Consider the following 19,779-nt stretch of genomic DNA (forward strand, 5'->3'; position numbering starts at 1 on the left):
AAATCAATTCTTGAGCAACAACGCGCCCTCGATGGGCACATAGCGACTGGCGGCGCGGATCAGCGAGTTGGCGGTCAACCCCGGCACGCCGTAGGCCACGGCTTGCACGCCGTGCTTGTGGATGATGCGTTCGAGCAACATGTCGAAATCGCCATCGCCGGAGGCCAGCACCACTTCATCGACGTGGTCGGCGGCGTCCATGATGTCCAGCGTGATGCCCACGTCCCAGTCGCCCTTGGCCGAGCCGTCGCTGCGCTGGATGTAGGGCTTGAGCTTCACGACGAAACCCAGGTTGCGCAGGATCTGCTGGAATTGTTGCTGCTTGCTGTCACCGCGATCGATCGCATAGGCATAGGCCTCGACGATCTGCCCCTGTTTGCTGACATCGGCCCACAGCGCGGCGTAGTTGAAATGGCAACCGTAAGCCTGGCGCACGGTGTAGTACAGGTTCTGGACATCGGCGAACACTGCAATTTTTTTCACCGCGTTTCCTCTTGGATGCACACGTACGCAGCCCACCAGGGCCGAAAAGTCGCCCAGTATGCCAGCCCGAAGGATTGTTCCGCGAATAATCGGCCCGAGGCGCCAGGGCGCCCCGGACGAATGGCAGGTCAGACGAAGGAGTCGTCGTCGCCGAAGGAAGATGAATCGTCGCTGTAGTCCGCGTCGCTGAACCCGCCCTGGTCGTTGCCGTAGGCGTCGTTATCGGCCACGCGCGGGTCATCGCCCCAGCCGTTGCCTGCGGTGTCGTTGACCGGTTGCGCCGGTTCTTCCTTGATGACCTCGACGATCTCCTGCGGTTGCTGATTGCTGTGGAACAGGCTGCTGATGCCTTGGGCCAGCATCACGCCGCCCGCCACGCCCGCCGCGGTTTTCAGGGCGCCGCCGAGGAAGCTGCCCGCTGCCGGGGCTTGTTGCTGCGGTGCGCCATAATTGCTGGGCGGCGCGCCGAAGCCCTGTTGGGGCGGGGCATTGAAGGACGGTTGCGCCGGTTCGCGCCAGCCACCACCGCTGGAGGCCGGCGCGCTCGCCGGGCGTGAATCCTTCGGGCTGCCGCCGAAGATACTCGAGAGGAAACCGCCGCCACCGCTGGGTGCCGGCGCTTGCTTGCGCGCTTGTTGCAGATCAGCCTGCAATTGCTCGACCTGCTGGGCCAGTTGCCTGTTCTGCTCATCGAGGCGCTTGATCGCAGCCTCCTGCACCAGGATCGCCTGGGCCATGAAATAGCCCGCCGCTGGCTGGCTCGCCAGGTGTTCCTTGATCCGCGCCTCGGCCTGGGCGTCGCGCGGGGCTGAATCCTTTTCGGCCTGTTGCAGCCGTGAAAACAGTCCATCGATCAGGGTTTGTTCTTCGCTGTTCATGGCGACCTCATTCGATTGCCGGGTAGAAACCATTCCGATCCCGAAGACCGGTGCCCATCAGTAATGGGGTTCGCCGGAAAGCTTTCAATGGTCTTTACCTGATGTTTACGTTTGCTTGTGCGGGCGCCTGATCGGTTAAAGTGTCGGACCGCTTTTTCAACTGCGATACCGACTCATGAATCCGTTTGACGTGCTGCGCGACTCTTTGTATTTCTTCAAGCGCCATTTGGGCCGGATCGCCCAGTTGTGCCTGCCGCTGGTCATACTCGAGGCCTTGCTGCAGCAAGGCGTGGACAGCGCCCTCGGCCCCGACGGTTTTCCCGGTTACAGCGTGATCGTCGGGCTGCTGGTGTACCCCTTGTACACCGCCGCGCTGATCCTGTTTCTCGACGCCCGCAGCCGCGGCGAAGCACCACGCACGCGGGACCTGCTCGCAACGGCCCTCACGCTGTGGCCACGCTTTGCCTTGCTGACGGCCCTCAACACATTGTTGATCCTGGTGGGGCTGTCGTTGTACTTCCTGCCGGGCCTGTGGCTGATGGTGACCCTGGCCTTCGGCGAATACCTGCTGGTCCTCAGGGGCCTGGCCCCCCTGGCGGCGATGAAGGAAAGCCTGAACCTGTCCCGCGGCAACTTCTGGCGGATCCTGCTGTGCATTCTCGCGGTGATGGGCCCACTGTGGCTGCTCAAGGGCGCCAGCGTCTCGGTGTATCCGTCACCCCAAAACCCCGCGCTCAGCTTGCTGATCGAAAGCGTCCACAGCTTCCTGCAACTGTTCACCACCGTGGTGCTGTTTCGCCTGTTCATGCTGATCGAAGCCAAGCCCGAGCGCCGCTGATCGCACTCGACGACAGCCCTGGGCTTGGGCTTGAGAACCGCTCTCGGTTATGCTCGGGAGCACTTTTGCGTTTCGCCCATAAGCCGAGCCATGATCCGTCTACTGCGCTACACCTTGCTGGGCCTGCTGTTGATCCTCAGCCTGGCCGCCCTGTCGATCTACGGCCTGACCTGGCGGCCACAGCCCCGGGAAACCGTGCCGGTCAGCTGCACCGCCAATGCAGCAGCGCTGGCACCCGGCCAAGCCTTGAAGGTGATGACCTGGAACGTCCAGTTCCTCGCGGGCAAGCGCTACGTGTTCTGGAACGACCTGGCCCAAGGCGACGATGAAAGCCCGACCCTGGAAGACATGGCCTTCAGCCTCGACGAAGTGGCCCGGGTCATCCGCGACGAACAACCGGACATCGTGTTGCTCCAGGAACTGGACAAGGGCGCCAAGGCCAGCGATTACCAGGACCAGCTCAAGCTGTTGCAGGAGCGACTCGCCGACCTCTACCCGTGCGGCACCAGCGCCTTCGACTGGAAAGCCGACTTCATCCCCGACCCGCACATTTTCGGCAGCGTCGGCCGGCAACTGGCGACCCTGAGTCGCTACCGCATCGACCATGCCGAACGGGTGCAACTGCCGGTGGCCGATGCCAACTTCATCAGCCGTCAGTTCCAGCCCAAAAATGCCTTGTTGGTGAGCTACCTGTCACTGAGCGACGGCAGCCAGTTGGCGGTGCTCAACACGCACCTGGAACGGGCCACAGAACCGGACGAAACCCTGCCCAGACAAATCACCGCCATGACCAAGGCACTGGACAAATTCGAATCCGCAGGCACGCCCTGGCTGATCGGTGGCGACTTCAACCTGCTGCCCCTGGGCCAGTACCGACGCCTGCCGTCCGAGCAACGCACGCCCTACTCCGCCGACAGCCCGCTGCACCTGCTGTGGGACAAATACCCGATGATTCCCACCAACAACGAAGCCAGCGGCATCGACCGCGAGCACTGGCTGACCCATTACCCGAACGACCCCGGCCTCAACGGCCCCGACCGCACCGTCGACTACCTGTTCTACAGCCCGCGAATCAAACGGGTCGAAGCCCAGGTGCGCCAGGACGATACCTTGCGTATCTCCGATCACTTGCCGGTGATTGCGCGTTTTTTGCTGCCGGCTGCGCCTTGATTTGAAGCCACCACCGGACAGATGTGGGAGCGAGCTTGCTCGCGATAACGATCTTTCAACCAGCACAGATGTCGGGATGTGCCGACGCCATCGCGGGCAAGCTCGCTCCCACAATGGATCTGTGTCGCAATCACTTCACTTGCGCGGCTTGACCCGCGCCGTCGCCTCCGCCACCAGCGGATCATCCGGCCAGTAATGCTTGGGGTAGCGCCCCTTCAAATCCTTCTTCACCTCGGCGTAGGTGCTGCGCCAGAAGTTCGCCAGGTCCTGGGTCACCTGCACCGGCCGGCGTGCCGGTGACAGCAGGTGCAGCTTGACCACCTGGCGTCCGCCGGCAATGCGCGGGGTGTCGGCCAGGCCGAAGAGTTCCTGCAGGCGCACCGCCAGGATCGGTGGATGTTCGCTGTAGTCCAGGCGGATCGACGAGCCCGAGGGCACGCTCAGATGGTGCGGCGCCAGTTCATCCAGGCGTTGCGGCAACGGCCAGGGCAACAGGTTGTGGACGATGCTCGACAGGTCCAGGTTGGCGAAATGACTGAGGCGCGAGACCCGTCCCAGATACGGCATCAACCAGTGTTCGAGGGTGTTCAGCAGCGCTGCATCGCTGACGTCTGGCCATTCACTCTCGCCCTTGGCCTCCCATTCAAGTCGACGCAACAACGCCACCCGCGCCTGCCATTGCCGCAACTCCGGAGTCCAGGGCAGCAATTCCAGGCCCTTGCGCCGCACCAGGTTCACCAGGGCCTGGCTACGGGCCGACTCGTCCAGGCCGGTCAACGGTTCGCGGCTGAGCACCAATTCGCCGACCTTGCGCTGGCGCTCGGCCCGCAGCACACCTTCGCGCTCATCCCAATCCAACTGATCCACCGTGTGCACTTGCTCGGCCAATACCGAGTCGAACAGTGCCGGGTCGAAATCCGTCGCCAGGTAGATCCGCTCTTCCCGCTGGCCCTGGCGGCTGCCCAGGTCGGCGATCACCAGCCACGCCTGTTTCATCAGGCTGTCAACCTCGGCGAACAGCGCCGCCCGGCCATTGGCCAGGCGATATTCCGCGCCGCCGGGCCGACGCTGCTGGGCGACGCGGTCGGGGTAGGCCAACGCGAGCAACGCGCCGAGCCAGCGCGGATGGTCGGGATCGGCCACGGCCTCTTCGGCCTTGCCCCGCAGATAGCCGCGATATTGCCGGGCCAGTTGCCGCGCCCGCTGCACCCCGCCCTGAGCGCCGCGCGCCGCCCGTTCTTCGCCGGACAGCAAGGCCAGGCGACTGTGCAGGTCGGCGCCGGCACCGCGCAGAATGTCCCGTTCGCCCAGCAGCGCAGCGACGTTGCAGGCCATGTCCGCCAGCCCCAGCGCCTGGCCACGTAACAGCAGATGCGCGATACGCGGATGGGCCGGCAGTTCGGCCATGGCCTGGCCGTGGCGGGTCAGTTGCTCGCCCTCCAGCGCGCCCAGGCGTTGCAGCAGGTCCTGGGCCTGGGCATACGCGGCGGCGGGCGGGACGTCGAGCCAGACCAATTGCTGCGGCGTCACGCCCCAGCGCCCCAGTTGCAGGGCCAACCCGGCCAGGTCCGCCGACAGAATCTCCGCGCTACCGTAAGCGGCCAATTGTTCATGCTGGTCTTCGGACCACAACCGGTAGCACACCCCCGGCTCCAGGCGCCCGGCGCGACCAGCCCGCTGGGTGGCGCTGGCCCGGGAAACGCGCTGGGTGTCGAGCCGGGTCATGCCGCTGCCCGGATCGAAACGCGGCACCCGCGCCAGTCCGGCGTCGATCACCACCCGTACGCCATTGATGGTCAGACTGGTTTCGGCAATGTTGGTGGCCAGCACCACTTTGCGCTGACCGGGTGGCGCGGGGTCGATGGCGGCGCGTTGAGCGGCGAGGTCCAGTTCGCCGTGCAGCGGGCAGAGCAAGACGTTGCCGCCCTCGCCCAAGGCCTCGGCCAGTTGCTGATGGACCCGGCGGATCTCCGCCTGCCCGGGCAAGAACACCAGGACGCTGCCGGTTTCATCGTGCAGCGCTTCGAGCACGGTCTGCACCAGTCGCGGCTCGATGAATTCGCCGGGCTGGAACGGCCGCCCCCAGCGTACCGTCACCGGAAACATGCGGCCTTCGCTGCGCAGGATCGGCGCGTTGTTCAACAACCCGGCCAGGCGTTCGCCTTCCAGGGTCGCGGACATCAGCAGGATCTTGAGCGGCTGCTCTTCGCGAAACAGTTCGCGGCCGTTGAGGCTCAAGGCCAGGGCCAGGTCGGCATCGAGGCTGCGTTCGTGGAACTCATCGAAAATCAGCAGCCCCACCCCTTCCAGCGCCGGATCGTCCTGCAAGCGGCGGGTGAGGATGCCTTCGGTGACCACTTCAATGCGGGTCCTGGGCCCGACCTTGCTGTCGAGACGAATCCGGTAGCCGACGGTTTCACCGACCTTCTCCCCCAGTTCGCTGGCCAGCCGCTCGGCCGCCGCCCGTGCCGCCAGGCGCCGGGGTTCGAGCATCAGGATGGTCTGTCCGGCCAGCCAGGGCTCGTTCAGCAAGGACAGGGGAACACGGGTGGTTTTACCGGCACCGGGCGGTGCTTCGAGCACGGCTTCGTGGCGCGATGCCAGGGCTTGGCGCAGGGCGGGTAAAACTTCATCGATCGGCAAAGAAATCATGCTGGCTCCAAAACAGAGGGCCGAGTATAACGGCGAACTGTTTAGCGTGGTCTGGACTCCAACCAGCAACGCCTCTACTACCTGTTCAGGAGATTGCTATGCGTATTCCCTTTCGCGTGATCGGTGGCGTGCTGGTCGCCTCCCTGCTGACTCAAATCAGCGCCTGTGGCTCGATCTTCTACCCGGACCGTCGCGGCCAGATCGACGGCAAGATCGACCCGGCCATCGCCGCCCTCGATGCCGTCGGCCTGCTGTTCTACATCATCCCCGGCCTGATCGCGTTCGCCGTGGACTTTGCCACCGGCGCCATCTATTTCGAACCGGGCCGCAGCGTCCAGATCGAGCCAGAGAAACTCAAGCCGGCCATCAACCCCGACGGCACGGTCAATAACCAAAAACTGCAGGCGATCCTGGAACGCGAACTGGGCCGCAGCTTCCCGCTGGACGATCCTCGACTGATCCAGCACAAAGGCAGCGCGCAGCAACTGGCCACCCTCGGCCTCAAACCGGCCGCATGACCGGCGCCACTGAAGGAACGACCGCGCCATGACCACCAGCACCGAACACGCTCGCCTGCTGCGCCTGGCCACCCGCGCCTCGGTGGCCGTGGCGCTCACACTGGTGATCGCCAAGGCCCTGGCCTGGTGGCTCAGCGGTTCGGTGAGCATGCTCGCCGGCCTGACCGACTCGGCCCTGGACGGCGTCACCTCGCTGCTCAACCTGCTGGCGGTGCACTACGCATTGCGCCCCGCCGACGATGACCATCGCTACGGTCATGGCAAGGCCGAATCCCTGGCCGGCATGGCCCAGGCACTGTTCATCGGTGGCAGTGCCACATTGATTGCCTTGCAGGCCTTCGAACGCCTGAAGAACCCGGTGCCGGTGGAGGCGCCCTGGCTCAGCGTCGGGGTGATCGTGTTTTCCCTGGGGCTGACCCTGGCGCTGCTGGCGTTGCAACATCGGGTCATCCGCGCCACCGGCTCCAACGCCGTGCGCGCCGACTCGCTGCACTATCGCTCCGACCTGTTGCTCAACGGCAGCATCCTGGTCGCGCTGGTATTGGCCGGGTTCGGTTGGTATCAACTCGACGCCTGGTTCGGCCTGGGGATTGCCGCGTACATCTTGTGGAGCGCCATCCAGATCGCCCGGGAAAGCTTCGCGGTGCTGATGGATGAAGAACTGCCGCCCGACGTCAGCCAGCGCATGCTGGAACTGGCCTGCGCCGTGCCCGGCGTGCTTGGCGCCCATGACCTGCGTACGCGGGTCTCGGGCAACCACTGGTTCGTGCAACTGCACCTGGAGTTGCCGGGGGACCTGACCCTGTCAGTGGCCCATGGCATCAGCGACCAGGCCGCCGATGCCATCCACCGCGCTTATCCGAAGGCCGAAGTGCTGGTGCATGCCGATCCGTCGGACGTGGTGAAGCGCGCCAGCGCTTGATGCCGAACACAGAATGTGGTGAGGGGATTTATCCCCTCACCACAGAAGCAGGTGTCCGACTCTGATTCAGCGACGAATACTCAGTACGTCACCTGATACCCACGGCTGCTCAAGCAACTGCCCTGGGCCTGGCGATAGGTCTGCACCACTTCCGGTGCCGGCGGGTAGGTGTAGTTGCGCGGATCGAACCCGCTCTGCTGCACCGCCCAGCGATAGCAGTCGTAGCCATCCTGATTGACCTGCTCGGGCGACTGGCCGTTGGCCGGATAGGCCACCACATCGAAACTGTTGCCCTGGGGTTGCGGCTGCGGGTTGGCGACCGGCGCATCGACCACGACATAATCCTGGGTGTTGGCTTCGTAGATGTAATAGGCGCCGGCCGCGAGGAAGAACAGCGAACTGCCGATCCACACTTCCCGGGCGTAATCGGGCAGGTAACGGGTGCGGATGCCCCGCGGTGGCGCGACCACCACGTAACGCGGTCCTTGCGGGCGATACCAGTAGCCGCCGGAATAGAAATAGTCCTGGCCGCGATAGGGCACGCGGTAGTTGCGATCCGGGAAACGGTCGATCACATAACCCGGACGGTATTGCGGCCCAGGGCCCCAACCGTTGCCATGCCCATCCGGCCGACCGGGCCAATGCTGGCCGGGACGACCGTCATGGTCTGGTCGCGGACCTGGACCTGCGTTCGGATAGCCATCGTTGCGCCGAGGGATATCGCGGTAATACCCCGGTTGCGGGTCGCGGGTCTGGGTCACGCTGTCGGGCCGGCCCTGGATGGGCAAGTTGTTGCCGGGCGGTGGCTGCGGCGGACGACCGTGAGCGTTAGGGTCCTGCGGTGGACGATCGTAGCGTTGTCCGCCCGGGTTCTGCGGCGTGACCTCGAACTGGCGACTGTTGTCGCCCCGAATGATTTCGTTGTTTTGCGACCGTTGCTGCGCCGGGTAACCCTGGCCGTTGCCGCCGCGCCCGTCCGGGCCGCGATTGCCATCCGGGCCGCCACGGTTTTGCTGATCGTCGGCCATTCCTTGCGCACTGACACTTGCCCACAACAGACCAACACCTGCCAAACGCCAGATGCGCGACTTCATGAAATTCCTCACAACGGTTCAGGGCCTGATGATAAGACTGGGAAAGCCCAGGCCGGTTCTGCGACAGATTATCAGCCACGGGGTTTATTTCGCAGACATTAAAAAAGGGAGACCCGTCGGCCTCCCCTTGAGAATTTCGTCCGTGCTCGACGCTTATGACGTCGGCTCACCTCACGCCGTCTTCTGGACGGTGTGCAGCTCGGGGGTCTGCCAGTACCGGTGGGTACTGCGACCGCAGCCGGCCTGATTGGGCGGGCCGCACTGGACTGTTTGTCCGAGCAGTGATCTTGGTGGTAAGCATAAGGCTGGGGTGCCGACAGATGATTGCGAAGATTGCGGAAATAAACATCACTTGCGCAATTTTTAACCCCGGATAGATAATCCTCCGCAATTATCAAGATTAAGGCCTGACCGATGAGCAAACTCGACCGCTACGACCTGAGCATTCTGGCGGAATTGCAGCGCGATGCGCGCATCTCCAACCAGGAACTGGCCGAACGCATCGGCCTGTCGCCCTCCCCCTGCTCGCGGCGGGTCAAGCAGTTGGAGGATGACGGCTACATCACCCGCCAGGTCGCCCTGCTCGACCGCAAGCTACTGGGCCTGAGCCTGACGGCTTATGTGCTGATCGGCATGGACCGCCACACACCCGAGCGCTTCGAGAATTTCGAAGCCGCCATCCGCAACCTGCCGCAGGTACTGGAATGCAGCTTGGTCACCGGCATGGACGCGGACTACCAGCTCAAGGTCGTGGTGCCGGACATGGACCATTACCAGAAACTGCTGTTGGGGCACCTGACCCGGATCGATGGCGTCACCAGCGTGCGCTCCAGCTTTGTGCTGAACCAGGTGCTCAACAGCACCGAGTTGCCGTTGACTCACCTGCGCAGCTGAGAACGCCATTCAGATCGTTCCCACGCTCCGCGTGGTAACGCCTCTACGGACGCTCCGCGTTCGGCTCTTGGGGACGCAGAGCGTCCCGGGGCTGCATTCCCACGCGGAGCGTGGGAACGATCCAGAGTACTTGCCGGGCGATGAATAGCTGCGACACACCGCCGCAGGCCAATCCCTCGCCCGCCAACCATGCCTTATACTCGCCGCGCCTTTTCAATCCCGCCCACGCCGGAGTGTCCTGATGGATCCTGCTGTTTTCGAAGAGTGGATGATGACCGGCCTGGTCAGCATCCTGATCATTTTCATGGGCTTCATCGTCTGGGACCTGGCAAAGAAGTCCAAGGCCGGGCGTTTTGGCTCGTTCATCCTGTTTTTCGTGCTGGGCCTCGGCGTGGCGGCATTCGTCATCAAGAGCGTGGTAATCGGCCTGATCGAGTCTGGGGCGTTATAAGCGCGCCGGGACTTCCTTCCATTGGCCTTGATCAAGGCCTTCAATGGTCCAGTCGCCGATCCTGACCCGCACCAGGCGCAGTGTCGGCAAGCCTACCGCAGCGGTCATGCGCCGTACCTGGCGGTTGCGCCCTTCGCGAATCACCAGCTCCAGCCAGCTCGTGGGCACGCTTTTACGAAAACGCACCGGCGGGTTGCGCGGCCACAATTGCGGTTCGTCCAATGGGCGCGCCTCGGCCGGCAACGTCATGCCGTCGTTCAGCTCCACGCCCTCGCGCAAACGCTGCAGCTGTTCGGCACTCGGCTCACCCTCTACTTGCACCCAATAGGTCTTGGCCAGCTTGTGCTTGGGATCGGCGATACGCGCCTGCAATTGCCCATCGTTGGTCAGCAACAGCAAACCTTCGCTGTCGCGATCCAGCCGCCCGGCCGGGTAGATGCCCGGTACATCGATGAAATCCTTGAGCGTCGCCCGCCCCTCACCGTCGCTGAATTGCGTCAGCACGTCGAAGGGTTTGTTGAACAGGATCAGCTTTGGTTCGGCCGGCGGAGCCTTGGCCACACGGCGCGGCGCAGCGGCGGGAAGCTTCGCGCCAGGGCGACGGGAAGCGGGGCGTGGAGGACGGGGCATGGCGAATACAAACATCTAACGGTCGGGGCCGACCATGCTAGTGGCCCGACCGTTAAATGACCACCCTCCGATCAGCGGAACGGCGGCTCGTCAAAGCTGCGCAGTTTGCGCGAATGCAACGAGTTGAGTTCGGTGCGCAACAGGTCCAGCGCCTCGATGCCGATCTTCAGGTGCTGGTTGACCGCTCGCTCATAGAACGCGTTGGCCGAGCCCGGCAGCTTGATCTCGCTGTGCAGCGGTTTGTCCGAGACACACAGCAACGTGCCATAGGGCACTCGCAGACGATAACCCTGGGCGGCGATGGTGCCGCTTTCCATGTCCACCGCCACGGCGCGGGACAGGTTGATCAGCGGACGTTCCTGGGCCCAGCGCAGTTCCCAGTTGCGATCGTCGTAAGTCAGCACGGTGCCGGTGCGCAGACGCTTTTTCAGCTCATCGCCCTTCTCGCCGGTGATGTTCGCCGCCGCCTGCTGAAGCGCCATCTGCACTTCGGCCAGGGCTGGAATCGGAATGTTCGGCGGCACCACCCGGTCGAGGATGCCATCGCGACGCATGTAGGCGTGGGCCAGCACGTAGTCACCGATGGTCTGGGACTGCCGCAGCCCGCCGCAGTGGCCGATCATCAGCCAGCAATGCGGGCGCAGCACGGCCAGGTGGTCGGTGATGTTCTTGGCGTTGGACGGGCCGACGCCGATGTTCACCAGGGTGACGCCATGGCCGTCGTTGGTCTGCAGGTGATAAGCCGGCATCTGGTAACGGTGCCAGACCACGCCGGCAGCGATGGCCGACGCTTCGCCATGGTCCATGTTCTTGTCGATGATCACGTTGCCCGGCAGGACCATGCGCACAAAGCGCGGGTCGCTGCGCAACTGCTCCAGGCCATGGACGATGAACTGGTCGACATAGCGGTGGTAGTTGGTCAGCAGGATCCACGGCTGCACATGGCGCCAGTCGCTGCCGGTGTAGTGCACCAGCCGGCGCAGGGAAAAGTCCACCCGCGCGGCATCGAACAGCGCCAGGGGCAGCGGGTCGGTGTTTTCCCAGTCGTAGAGGCCGTCGGCGATGCCATCGCTGGCGGCCGACAGGTCGGTGCTGGGGAATACCCGCGCCAGCACGGCGGCGGTCACGCCGGAGCCGGCCAGTTCGTCGCCCTGCTCCACCACGTACGGGTACGGAATGTTCTGCTCGCTGACGCCCACTTCCACGGTGACGGTAAAGTCGTGCATCAATGGGACCAGTTGTTCCAGCAGGTATTTACGGAACGCGGCGGGATGGGTAACGGTGACGCTGTAGGTGCCGGGCAACTGGACCTTGGCATAGGCCCGCGTAGTTTGCGGGACTTCACCGTGGCAGTGGTAGGTCAGGCGCAAGGCGGGATAGCGAAACAATGCACGCTGCTTGGCATCCGGCTCGATGCGGTCCTTGAGATAACGCATCAGCGCCTGGTTCAGCGCGGTGGTCGCACGCTCGTGCAGGGCCGCTAGACGATCCACGGCTTGTTCAGCGGTTTGAACGACAATAAACGCTTCGGTCACGATCAGCTTCCTGTGTTCTGACTTGCAGGCCTTCATCTTGCCTGCATCGCCGCCCGACGGGAACAGTGGCGTATTGGCGCGCTTGATCATTCACCCACAATTAATACTTTCATTTCACCGCAGCCCCTGTGGGAGCGAGCTTGCTCGCGATAGCGGTATGTCAGTCACCATAGAGGTTGGATGTACTGACGCCTTCGCGAGCAAGCTCGCTCCCACAGAGTTCGATGGCGTAATTAGATGTTGTGTACAACTCAGGTCCACTGTGGGAGCGAGCTTGCTCGCGATAGCGGTGTGTCAGTCACCATAGAGGTTGGATGTACTGACGCCATCGCGAGCAAGCTCGCTCCCACAGGGGTATGTGGTGTTTCTAAAAGGCGTGCGGGGTCGAGCGGGTAACGATGGCCTCGACATTCAAGCCCCGAGGCAGAGCACCGTACACCCGGCCGGTCGAACCCAGGCGACTGGCGATAAAAGCATCGCTGACTGCACTGTTCCCCGCCTCCAGCAACAGCTTGGCTTGCAGGCCGACGGCGATGTCTTCGGTCAATTGCCGGGCGCGGTACTGGATGTCGTCGGTGTCCTTGAAGGCTGTGTGCAATTGGTGGATGTGCCCGGCCAGGCGCTTGTCGCCATGGCCGTCGCCCAGTTCGCTGAACAAGACCTCCAGCACACCTGGTTCCTTGGACAGGGCACGCAACACATCCAGGCATTGCACGTTGCCGGAGCCTTCCCACGTCGAGTTGACCGGCGCTTCACGGTACAGGCGCGGCAGGATGCTGTCTTCGACGTAGCCGGCGCCGCCCATGCATTCGGCGGCTTCGTTGATCATCCCGGGGGCGCGCTTGCAGATCCAGTATTTGCCCACCGCCGTCACCAGCCGGGCGAACTTGGCCTCATGCTCGTCATTCAAATGGTCCAGCGCCCGGCCCATGCGCAGGCTCAAGGCCAGGGCGGCCTCGCTTTCCAACGCCAGGTCAGCCAGGACGTTCTGCATCAGCGGCTGTTCGCTCAACGGCTTGCCACCGACCTTGCGGTGCGCGCAGTGATGGCTGGCCTGGGTCAGCGCCTGGCGCATCAGGGCGCTGGAACCGACCATGCAATCGAAGCGGGTCATGGCCACCATCTCGATGATCGTCGGCACGCCGCGGCCTTCTTCGCCGACCATCCAGGCCAGGGCGCCACGGAACTCGACTTCGCTGGAGGCGTTGGAACAGTTACCCAGCTTGTTCTTCAAGCGCTGGATGTAGAACTGATTACGCGTGTCGTCGGGACGATGGCGCGGCAGCAGGAAACAGGTCAGGCCCTTGTCGGTTTGGGCCAAGGTGAGGAAAGCGTCGCACATCGGTGCCGAACAGAACCATTTGTGCCCCACCAGCTCATAGGCCTGGCCCGGGCCGCTGGCACCCACCGGATAGGCCTTGGTGGTGTTGGCCCGCACATCGGTGCCGCCCTGTTTTTCGGTCATCGCCATGCCCAGGGTCACCCCGGCCTTGTGGGCCATGCCGACGTTGCGCGGGTCGTACTCGGTGGCCAGCACCTTCGGCAGCCAGCGCTCGGCCAGATCCGGTTGCAGGCGCAGCGCCGGCACGCTGGCGAAGGTCATGGTCAACGGGCAACCCGTACCGGCTTCGGCCTGGCTGTGCAGATAGGTCATCGACGCCCGGGCGACATGGGCGCCGGGCTGTGGATGGGCCCAAGGCAAGCTCGGCAGGCCATGCTCGACGGCGGTGCGCATCAACTGATGATAAGCGGGATGGAATTCCACCAGATCGATGCGATGGCCGTAACGGTCATGGCTGGAAAAAACCGGCTTGTTCTGATTGGCCAGGAAGCCCGCTTCCATCAACGGCCCGCCGGCCAGTGCCCCATACGCATCGATCCGCGCCTGCGCCCAGCCAGCCCCAAAGCGCTGCGACCACTGCTGCAACGGCAGGTCGATGCGGTACAGGTTGGCGCCATCCAGGGACGGCGGTTGATTGGTGACATCGTGGGTTTCAGCGAACTGGTGCAGGTTCATGACAGGGCTCCTCGATCGTCCAGGGATTCAGTTAAGCACCGCCTCCAGGCCGAACAAAGTGTCATATACGCCTAAATATCGGCGCTTTCACCCTGCCTTGGGCAAAGCACCCGGCGTTGGAGCGTGGCCTGCAATGCGTCGAATTTCACCGGTTTGCTCAGGTAGTCGATCAACGCACCCGAGGGACAGCGCTCCTGCCCCAGGTTCGGGCTGACCACCAGTACCGGCAGCTCTTCGCAGCCAGACAACGCGCGGATCTGGCAGCAGACCGACACACCGTCCAGCGGCGGCGACTGGCAATCGAGCAGCACCGCGTCAAAGCGCTCGCCGTGCAGCAAATCCAGCGCGGCGCGGCCACTGTCGGCGGTGCGCACCCGATAACCCAACTTGAGCAACATGCCACGCATGACCAACTGATCGATGTTGTTGTCATCCGCCAGCAGCACCGTGCAATCCTGGGGCTGGCGCGAGCCCTGGCGGCCACCGAAGGAAAACGGCGTCGGGACCGCCGCCGGCAAGGCCACGTCAAACTCCACGTCCAACTGGAACCGGCTGCCGCGACCGGGCTCGGACGTGTGGGTCAGGCGCCCGCCCAGCAGTTCCACCAGTTGCCGACAGATGGCCAAGCCCACGCCGAGACCGCCATATTCGCGGGTCATCGAGCCGTCGAGCTGGAAGAAGCGCTGGTACAAGGTCGCTTCCCCCAGGTCGGTAAAGCCGATCCCGGTGTCGATGACGGCAAACGACAGCACCAGCCGATCGAGCTCCGTCGGCCGACCGCTGACGCGCAGCGCCAGGCCGCCCAACCGGGTGAACTTGATCGCGTTGTCCAGCAAGCATTCCAGGCATTGAGCCAGTTTGCCGCTGTCGCCGATCAACCGGTCCGCCAGGCCCGGGGACACGTCGACCCTGAAATCCAGGCCCTTGGCCGCGGCATTGGCGCCGAACTGCACCTGCAGCGCATCGATCACCCCACGCAAGCTGAACGGCGCCGGATAGACCTTGAGCTTGCCGGCCTGCAACTCGGTGAGGGTGAGGATGCCATTGACCATGCGCATCATGTCCCGCGCCGATCCGGCGGCGGTCTGTTGATACTGGGTCAGTTCCTCGTTCATCTCGACGGTTTCCATCAACTCCAGGGAACCGATCACGCCATTCATCGGCGTGCGCAGTTCGTGGGTCAAGGTGGCGAGGAATTCATCCTTGAGCTTGTTGCCGTGGGCCAGTTGCTGGTTGAGCACTTCGAGTTTCTGCCCGGCGTCCAACAGGGTCTGGGCCTGCTGTTCGCGCATGGCATTGATGCGGTCGGCCAAGGCCAGGGACAACAGCGCCACTTCGATGGCCGAACCGATCTGGCTGGCGTACATGGTCAGGAAGACGTTCGGCAGGTAGCCCAGCACCATCAAGGTATTGATGATGCCCCCCAGCAGAAACGCCGACCAGGCAATGATGAAATAACGCGCCACCCGCAGGCCACGCCACCAGGCGAACAGCCCCGCGGCGAAGATCGCCACCGTGAACACCAGCGCCAGCGCCGTCGCCAGGCGCAGGGCCAGGGCATAGCTGGTCATCAGCGACAGGCTGATGACCACGGCGCTGTAGCCGATCAGTGCCAGCAGCATGCGGTCCATCCAGCGGCCATGCCGGGCGGTTTGCAGGAAGCTGCGGGCGAACTGGCTGCCAAACAGACCCGCACAGCCGATGAAGAACGGCGTCGCGGCGTTGGCCCACCAGGGGTTGTCCGGCCAGAAGTACTCCACGGCGGCACCGTTGACCGACAACTGGTACAGGCCGAACGAGGCGATGTAGAAGATGTAGTAGAGGTAGCTGGTATCGCGCACGCTCAGGTAGATGAACAGGTTGTACACCAGCATCCCCAGCAGTACGCCATAGATGATGCCCAGCACATACAGGCGCACCGGCTGTTGCTCGAGGTACGCGGTGCTCGACCACAGCGTCAACGGCGCCTGGATCGAACCCTGGCTTTGCAGGCGCAAATAGACGGTCTGTTGCTGTTCGGGTTTGAACGCCAGGCTGAACAGGTAATTGTTCTGGCGGATCTCGCGGCTGGCGAACGGCAACGCATCACCGGTCTGGCGAACCAGGCGATAAGTCCCCGCCGCGTCGGGCAGGTACAAGTCGAGGTGGTCCAGCGGCGGGTATGCCAGCTCCAGCAGCCAGGTGCGCTGGGCGCCCGGATTGTCGGGGCGATAGTGCAGGTCGATTTTCAACCAGAAGGCTGATCGCGAGTAACCGGCGTTCAGCGTAGCTTCGTCGTGGGGCTTGAAAGCACCCGCCGCGGACTGGGTCAGGACCTCATCCAGGGTAGCCGTGCCGCCCGCGTCCTCGAACACTTGCAAGGCATGGCCCAAGGGTAGGCTTTGGGTGAATTCATCGAATTCCAGGGCACTTGCCAGAGGGGACAAGCACAGCAGTAACATCAGCAAATAGCGCATTTAAGCCCCAGCGTGGCCTGTCCGGTTGAGTCAGGAAGCCCCCCATTCCCTGAGTAGACGTAAAACCGGCATTACCTGTTATGTGTTGGATCCATCTCTAGCATAGCCGTTGATGGCCAATTTGCACCATTGAAATTTTTCCTACAGAAGGCTCTAGAACGGGCGTTTCAGAGCAAAGCATTGAGATAGAGCTGTTGCTTTGGTCAGGTCGGCAACTGGCGGGCCAATGTGGCGAGGGCGCTTGCTCCCGCTGGACGTAGGAGCTGACGCAGTCTGCGGTCTTTTGATTTGATCTTTCACTCTCGATTTAATCGGCAATGGAAAGATCTCAGCCTCGCTCCGCTCGACAGCGCCTACAAGGATCGTGCGCCCGATAATGGGTTTGGTGGTAAGCTCGCGCACCATGAATATCTACAGCTCTCGCCCCGTTGTCCTCTGTCTCTCCGGCCACGATCCCAGTGGTGGCGCCGGTTTGCAGGCAGATATCGAAGCCCTGCTCGCCCAGGGCTGTCATGCCGCCCCGGCCGTTACCGCATTGACCGTGCAAGACACCGTCAACGTCAGCGATTTCCGCGTGCTCGATCGCGAGTGGGTGCTGGCGCAAGCCAATGCCGTGCTCAACGATTCGCCGGTAGCGGCGGTCAAGCTGGGGATGCTCGGCTCACTGGAAATGGTCGACACGGTGGTCGAACTGCTCCAGGCCCACCCGCATCTGCCGATGGTCTGCGACCCGGTGCTGCGCGCCGGCGGTGGCGGGCGCCTGGGCAAGGATGAAGTCGGCTACGCCATGCGCGAACGCCTGCTGCCCCTGGCAATCATCGCCACCCCCAACCTGCCTGAAGCACGCATCCTCGCCGAACTGCCCGAGGGCAGCGCCGACGCGTGCGCGGAAAAACTGCTGCCCTTCGTCAAACACCTGTTGATCACCGGCGGTCACGGCGACGAACATGAAGTCCATAATCGCCTGTACAGCCGCGATGGCCGCCGTGAAACCTTTACCTGCCAGCGCTTGCCCGGCAGCTACCACGGCTCCGGCTGCACCTTGGCCAGCGCCCTGGCCGGTCGGCTGGCCCAGGGCGAACAACTCGCCAGCGCCGTCAAGACAGCGCTGGATTACACCTGGCGCACCTTGCGCGATGCCGAACAACTGGGCAAAGGCCAGTTCGTGCCGCGTCGGCTGCCGCTGGATTTCTGCTCGTAGCACCGGAGGCCTGTGGAATGAAATTACGTGGCCTGTACGCCGTCACCGATAGCCAACTGCTGGCCGGCAAGTTCCTCGCTTATGTCGAAGCGGCGCTGGAAGGTGGCGTGACCCTGCTGCAATACCGCGACAAAAGCAGCGACGACGCCCGCCGCCTGCGGGAGGCCGAAGCCCTGCGCAACCTGTGCGAGCGCTACAAAACCCAATTGATCATCAATGACGACGCCGAACTGGCCGCGCGCCTGGGCGTGGGTGTGCACCTGGGCCAGACCGATGGCCCGCTGGCGCCGGTGCGGGCACTGCTCGGGCACAAGGCGATCGTCGGCGCCACCTGCCACGCCAGCCTGGCCCTGGCCGAACAGGCCGCCAGCGAAGGCGCCAGTTATGTCGCGTTCGGGCGCTTTTTCAACTCCAACACCAAGCCCGGCGCCCCCAGCGCAAACCTTGAACTGCTCGAACAGGTGCGCATCAAACTGCATATTCCGGTGTGCGCCATCGGCGGCATCACCCTGGAGAACGCCGCCCCGCTGGTGGCCCACGGGGTCGACCTGCTGGCGGTGGTCCACGGCCTGTTCGGCGCCGACAGCAGCGCTGAAGTGACGCGCCGCGCCCGCGCCTTCAACGAGCTGCTGCAGATCAAATAGTCCATTTTTTCGTTTTCGAGAGCCCAACCATGTCCCGTTCCGAAACCCTGTTTGCCAACGCCCAGAAACACATCCCCGGCGGCGTGAACTCGCCTGTTCGTGCGTTCAAGAGCGTCGGCGGCACCCCGCTGTTCTTCAAGCACGCCGAAGGCGCGTACGTCACCGACGAAGACGACAAGCGTTATGTGGACTACGTCGGCTCCTGGGGCCCGATGATCCTTGGCCACAGCCATCCGGACGTGCTGGATGCGGTGCGCAAGCAATTGGCCCACGGCCTGTCCTACGGCGCTCCGACCGCGATGGAAACCGAGATGGCCGACCTGGTCTGCTCGATCGTGCCGTCGATGGAAATGGTGCGCATGGTCAGCTCCGGTACCGAGGCGACCATGAGTGCGATCCGCCTGGCACGGGGCTACACCGGTCGCGACAGCATCATCAAGTTCGAAGGCTGCTACCACGGCCACTCCGACAGCCTGCTGGTCAAGGCCGGCTCCGGCGCATTGACCCAGGGCGTACCGAGCTCGGCCGGTGTGCCAGCGGCGTTCGCCAAACACACCCTGACCCTGCCGTTCAATGACCTTGAAGAAGTCGAGAAGATGCTCGGCGAAGTCGGCCAGGAAGTGGCGTGCATCATTGTCGAGCCGGTGGCCGGCAACATGAACTGCGTGCCGCCGGCGCCGGGCTTCCTCGAAGGCCTGCGCAGCCTGTGCGACCAGCATGGCGTGGTGTTGATTTTCGATGAAGTGATGACCGGCTTCCGCGTGGCCCTCGGCGGCGCCCAGGCCCATTACGGCGTCACGCCGGACCTGAGCACCTTCGGCAAGATCATCGGCGGCGGCATGCCGGTCGGCTGTTTCGGCGGCAAGCGCGCCATCATGGAATGCATCGCACCGCTGGGCCCGGTTTACCAGGCCGGCACGCTGTCGGGCAACCCGTTGGCCATGGCCGCCGGCCTGACCACTCTGCGCCTGATCAGCCGCCCGGGCTTCCACGCCGAACTCACCGACTACACCACTCGCCTGCTCGACGGCCTGCAGATCCGCGCCGATGCGGCGGGCATCCCCTTCGTGACCACCCAGGCCGGCGGCATGTTTGGTCTGTATTTCAGTGGCGCCGATGACATCGTTACGTTCGAAGACGTCATGGCCAGCGATGCCGACCGGTTCAAGCGCTTCTTCCACCTGATGCTCGACGGCGGCGTGTACCTGGCCCCGAGTGCGTTCGAAGCCGGCTTCACCTCCATCGCCCATGGCGAGACCGAGCTGAAGATCACCCTCGATGCGGCCGAACGGGCCTTCGCGGCATTGAAATAAGCCTGTGGGTAACTGACGCTGGCTGAAGCTGGCGTCAGTGATTGCTGACAACCCCCCGCCCTTTTCCTACGTATTTATGCCCG

At 63.7% G+C, this 19,779-nt stretch carries 17 protein-coding genes; 9 read left to right on the top strand and 8 right to left on the bottom strand.

All coding sequences use genetic code 11. The annotated features are described in order from the left end of the window. Positions 1–3: 3 nt before the first annotated feature. Both BM321_RS19075 and BM321_RS19080 read right to left on the bottom strand, forming a co-directional pair. Positions 4–483, bottom strand: coding sequence for a LabA-like NYN domain-containing protein (locus tag BM321_RS19075; RefSeq protein WP_092173954.1), 480 nt, complete (start codon positions 481–483; stop codon positions 4–6). 128 nt (positions 484–611) lie between these two features. Then, the gene (locus tag BM321_RS19080; RefSeq protein ID WP_092444015.1) at positions 612–1,361 is read right to left on the bottom strand and encodes a DUF2076 domain-containing protein; all 750 of its coding nucleotides are present in this window, start codon (positions 1,359–1,361) and stop codon (positions 612–614) included. A gap of 175 nt (positions 1,362–1,536) precedes the next feature. On the opposite strand from BM321_RS19080, the gene BM321_RS19085 reads away from it, so the two are divergent. Together BM321_RS19085 and BM321_RS19090 are read left to right on the top strand one after the other, a co-directional pair. After that, positions 1,537–2,199, top strand: coding sequence for a YciC family protein (locus BM321_RS19085; protein WP_092173946.1), 663 nt, complete (start codon positions 1,537–1,539; stop codon positions 2,197–2,199). Between the two features lie 90 nt (positions 2,200–2,289). Then, on the top strand, positions 2,290–3,369 hold the full coding sequence (locus BM321_RS19090) for an endonuclease/exonuclease/phosphatase family protein (RefSeq protein ID WP_092444017.1): 1,080 nt from the start codon (positions 2,290–2,292) through the stop codon (positions 3,367–3,369). Positions 3,370–3,504: 135 nt separating this feature from the next. Here BM321_RS19090 and hrpB read toward each other — a convergent pair whose 3' ends face one another. Then, positions 3,505–6,021, bottom strand: coding sequence for an ATP-dependent helicase HrpB (gene hrpB, locus BM321_RS19095; protein ID WP_092444019.1), 2,517 nt, complete (start codon positions 6,019–6,021; stop codon positions 3,505–3,507). A gap of 98 nt (positions 6,022–6,119) precedes the next feature. On the opposite strand from hrpB, the gene BM321_RS19100 reads away from it, so the two are divergent. Continuing rightward, positions 6,120–6,539: a hypothetical protein gene (locus BM321_RS19100; RefSeq protein ID WP_060740501.1), complete on the top strand. Its 420-nt coding sequence runs from the start codon at positions 6,120–6,122 to the stop codon at positions 6,537–6,539. A 28-nt stretch (positions 6,540–6,567) separates the two neighbouring features. Then, the gene (locus BM321_RS19105; protein ID WP_092205257.1) at positions 6,568–7,461 is read left to right on the top strand and encodes a cation diffusion facilitator family transporter; all 894 of its coding nucleotides are present in this window, start codon (positions 6,568–6,570) and stop codon (positions 7,459–7,461) included. A gap of 80 nt (positions 7,462–7,541) precedes the next feature. Here BM321_RS19105 and BM321_RS19110 read toward each other — a convergent pair whose 3' ends face one another. After that, complete coding sequence (locus BM321_RS19110; RefSeq protein ID WP_092444021.1) at positions 7,542–8,555, bottom strand: DUF6515 family protein; 1,014 nt, start codon at positions 8,553–8,555, stop codon at positions 7,542–7,544. A 414-nt stretch (positions 8,556–8,969) separates the two neighbouring features. Between BM321_RS19110 and BM321_RS19120 the strand changes: the two genes are divergently transcribed. Both BM321_RS19120 and BM321_RS19125 read left to right on the top strand, forming a co-directional pair. Then, the gene (locus BM321_RS19120; RefSeq protein ID WP_003185723.1) at positions 8,970–9,449 is read left to right on the top strand and encodes an Lrp/AsnC family transcriptional regulator; all 480 of its coding nucleotides are present in this window, start codon (positions 8,970–8,972) and stop codon (positions 9,447–9,449) included. A 241-nt stretch (positions 9,450–9,690) separates the two neighbouring features. Continuing rightward, the gene (locus tag BM321_RS19125; protein WP_003185724.1) at positions 9,691–9,900 is read left to right on the top strand and encodes a DUF2788 domain-containing protein; all 210 of its coding nucleotides are present in this window, start codon (positions 9,691–9,693) and stop codon (positions 9,898–9,900) included. Here the strand turns inward: BM321_RS19125 and BM321_RS19130 are convergent. From BM321_RS19130 to BM321_RS19145, 4 genes are all read right to left on the bottom strand, one after another. Next, positions 9,895–10,461, bottom strand: coding sequence for a pseudouridine synthase (locus tag BM321_RS19130; RefSeq protein WP_175534965.1), 567 nt, complete (start codon positions 10,459–10,461; stop codon positions 9,895–9,897). The two genes, BM321_RS19125 and BM321_RS19130, sit on opposite strands and share 6 nt — an antisense overlap. A gap of 140 nt (positions 10,462–10,601) precedes the next feature. Continuing rightward, positions 10,602–12,101, bottom strand: a complete 1,500-nt coding sequence (gene amn, locus BM321_RS19135; RefSeq protein WP_175534966.1) for an AMP nucleosidase — start codon at positions 12,099–12,101, stop codon at positions 10,602–10,604. 331 nt (positions 12,102–12,432) lie between these two features. Next, positions 12,433–14,082, bottom strand: a complete 1,650-nt coding sequence (locus tag BM321_RS19140) for an acyl-CoA dehydrogenase family protein (RefSeq protein WP_092444024.1) — start codon at positions 14,080–14,082, stop codon at positions 12,433–12,435. Between the two features lie 71 nt (positions 14,083–14,153). Further along, a complete protein-coding gene (locus BM321_RS19145) occupies positions 14,154–16,538 on the bottom strand; it encodes a hybrid sensor histidine kinase/response regulator (protein ID WP_092444026.1) in 2,385 nt (794 codons plus the stop codon). A gap of 403 nt (positions 16,539–16,941) precedes the next feature. On the opposite strand from BM321_RS19145, the gene BM321_RS19150 reads away from it, so the two are divergent. From BM321_RS19150 to hemL, 3 genes are read left to right on the top strand one after another with little or no spacing between them, the layout of a single operon-like run. Continuing rightward, on the top strand, positions 16,942–17,739 hold the full coding sequence (locus tag BM321_RS19150) for a hydroxymethylpyrimidine/phosphomethylpyrimidine kinase (RefSeq protein ID WP_092205544.1): 798 nt from the start codon (positions 16,942–16,944) through the stop codon (positions 17,737–17,739). A 17-nt stretch (positions 17,740–17,756) separates the two neighbouring features. After that, on the top strand, positions 17,757–18,383 hold the full coding sequence (thiE, locus tag BM321_RS19155) for a thiamine phosphate synthase (RefSeq protein WP_092444028.1): 627 nt from the start codon (positions 17,757–17,759) through the stop codon (positions 18,381–18,383). Between the two features lie 29 nt (positions 18,384–18,412). Beyond that, on the top strand, positions 18,413–19,696 hold the full coding sequence (gene hemL, locus BM321_RS19160; protein WP_092444030.1) for a glutamate-1-semialdehyde 2,1-aminomutase: 1,284 nt from the start codon (positions 18,413–18,415) through the stop codon (positions 19,694–19,696). The last annotated feature ends 83 nt before the right edge of the window (positions 19,697–19,779 follow it).

This window comes from Pseudomonas sp. NFIX10 (assembly GCF_900111955.1).
Lineage (GTDB): Bacteria > Pseudomonadota > Gammaproteobacteria > Pseudomonadales > Pseudomonadaceae > Aquipseudomonas > Aquipseudomonas fluorescens_AA.

What these genes read in the sequence shown, in the direction of transcription:
- BM321_RS19105 (WP_092205257.1), top strand. Translation starts at nt 6,568, where the DNA reads ATGACCACCAGCACCGAACACGCTCGCCTGCTGCGCCTGGCCACCCGC.
- amn (WP_175534966.1), bottom strand. Translation starts at nt 12,101, where the DNA reads ATGAAGGCCTGCAAGTCAGAACACAGGAAGCTGATCGTGACCGAAGCG.
- BM321_RS19080 (WP_092444015.1), bottom strand. Translation starts at nt 1,361, where the DNA reads ATGAACAGCGAAGAACAAACCCTGATCGATGGACTGTTTTCACGGCTG.
- BM321_RS19085 (WP_092173946.1), top strand. Translation starts at nt 1,537, where the DNA reads ATGAATCCGTTTGACGTGCTGCGCGACTCTTTGTATTTCTTCAAGCGC.
- BM321_RS19150 (WP_092205544.1), top strand. Translation starts at nt 16,942, where the DNA reads ATGAATATCTACAGCTCTCGCCCCGTTGTCCTCTGTCTCTCCGGCCAC.
- BM321_RS19120 (WP_003185723.1), top strand. Translation starts at nt 8,970, where the DNA reads ATGAGCAAACTCGACCGCTACGACCTGAGCATTCTGGCGGAATTGCAG.
- BM321_RS19125 (WP_003185724.1), top strand. Translation starts at nt 9,691, where the DNA reads ATGGATCCTGCTGTTTTCGAAGAGTGGATGATGACCGGCCTGGTCAGC.
- hrpB (WP_092444019.1), bottom strand. Translation starts at nt 6,021, where the DNA reads ATGATTTCTTTGCCGATCGATGAAGTTTTACCCGCCCTGCGCCAAGCC.
- thiE (WP_092444028.1), top strand. Translation starts at nt 17,757, where the DNA reads ATGAAATTACGTGGCCTGTACGCCGTCACCGATAGCCAACTGCTGGCC.
- BM321_RS19090 (WP_092444017.1), top strand. Translation starts at nt 2,290, where the DNA reads ATGATCCGTCTACTGCGCTACACCTTGCTGGGCCTGCTGTTGATCCTC.
- BM321_RS19100 (WP_060740501.1), top strand. Translation starts at nt 6,120, where the DNA reads ATGCGTATTCCCTTTCGCGTGATCGGTGGCGTGCTGGTCGCCTCCCTG.
- BM321_RS19140 (WP_092444024.1), bottom strand. Translation starts at nt 14,082, where the DNA reads ATGAACCTGCACCAGTTCGCTGAAACCCACGATGTCACCAATCAACCG.
- BM321_RS19110 (WP_092444021.1), bottom strand. Translation starts at nt 8,555, where the DNA reads ATGAAGTCGCGCATCTGGCGTTTGGCAGGTGTTGGTCTGTTGTGGGCA.
- hemL (WP_092444030.1), top strand. Translation starts at nt 18,413, where the DNA reads ATGTCCCGTTCCGAAACCCTGTTTGCCAACGCCCAGAAACACATCCCC.
- BM321_RS19145 (WP_092444026.1), bottom strand. Translation starts at nt 16,538, where the DNA reads ATGCGCTATTTGCTGATGTTACTGCTGTGCTTGTCCCCTCTGGCAAGT.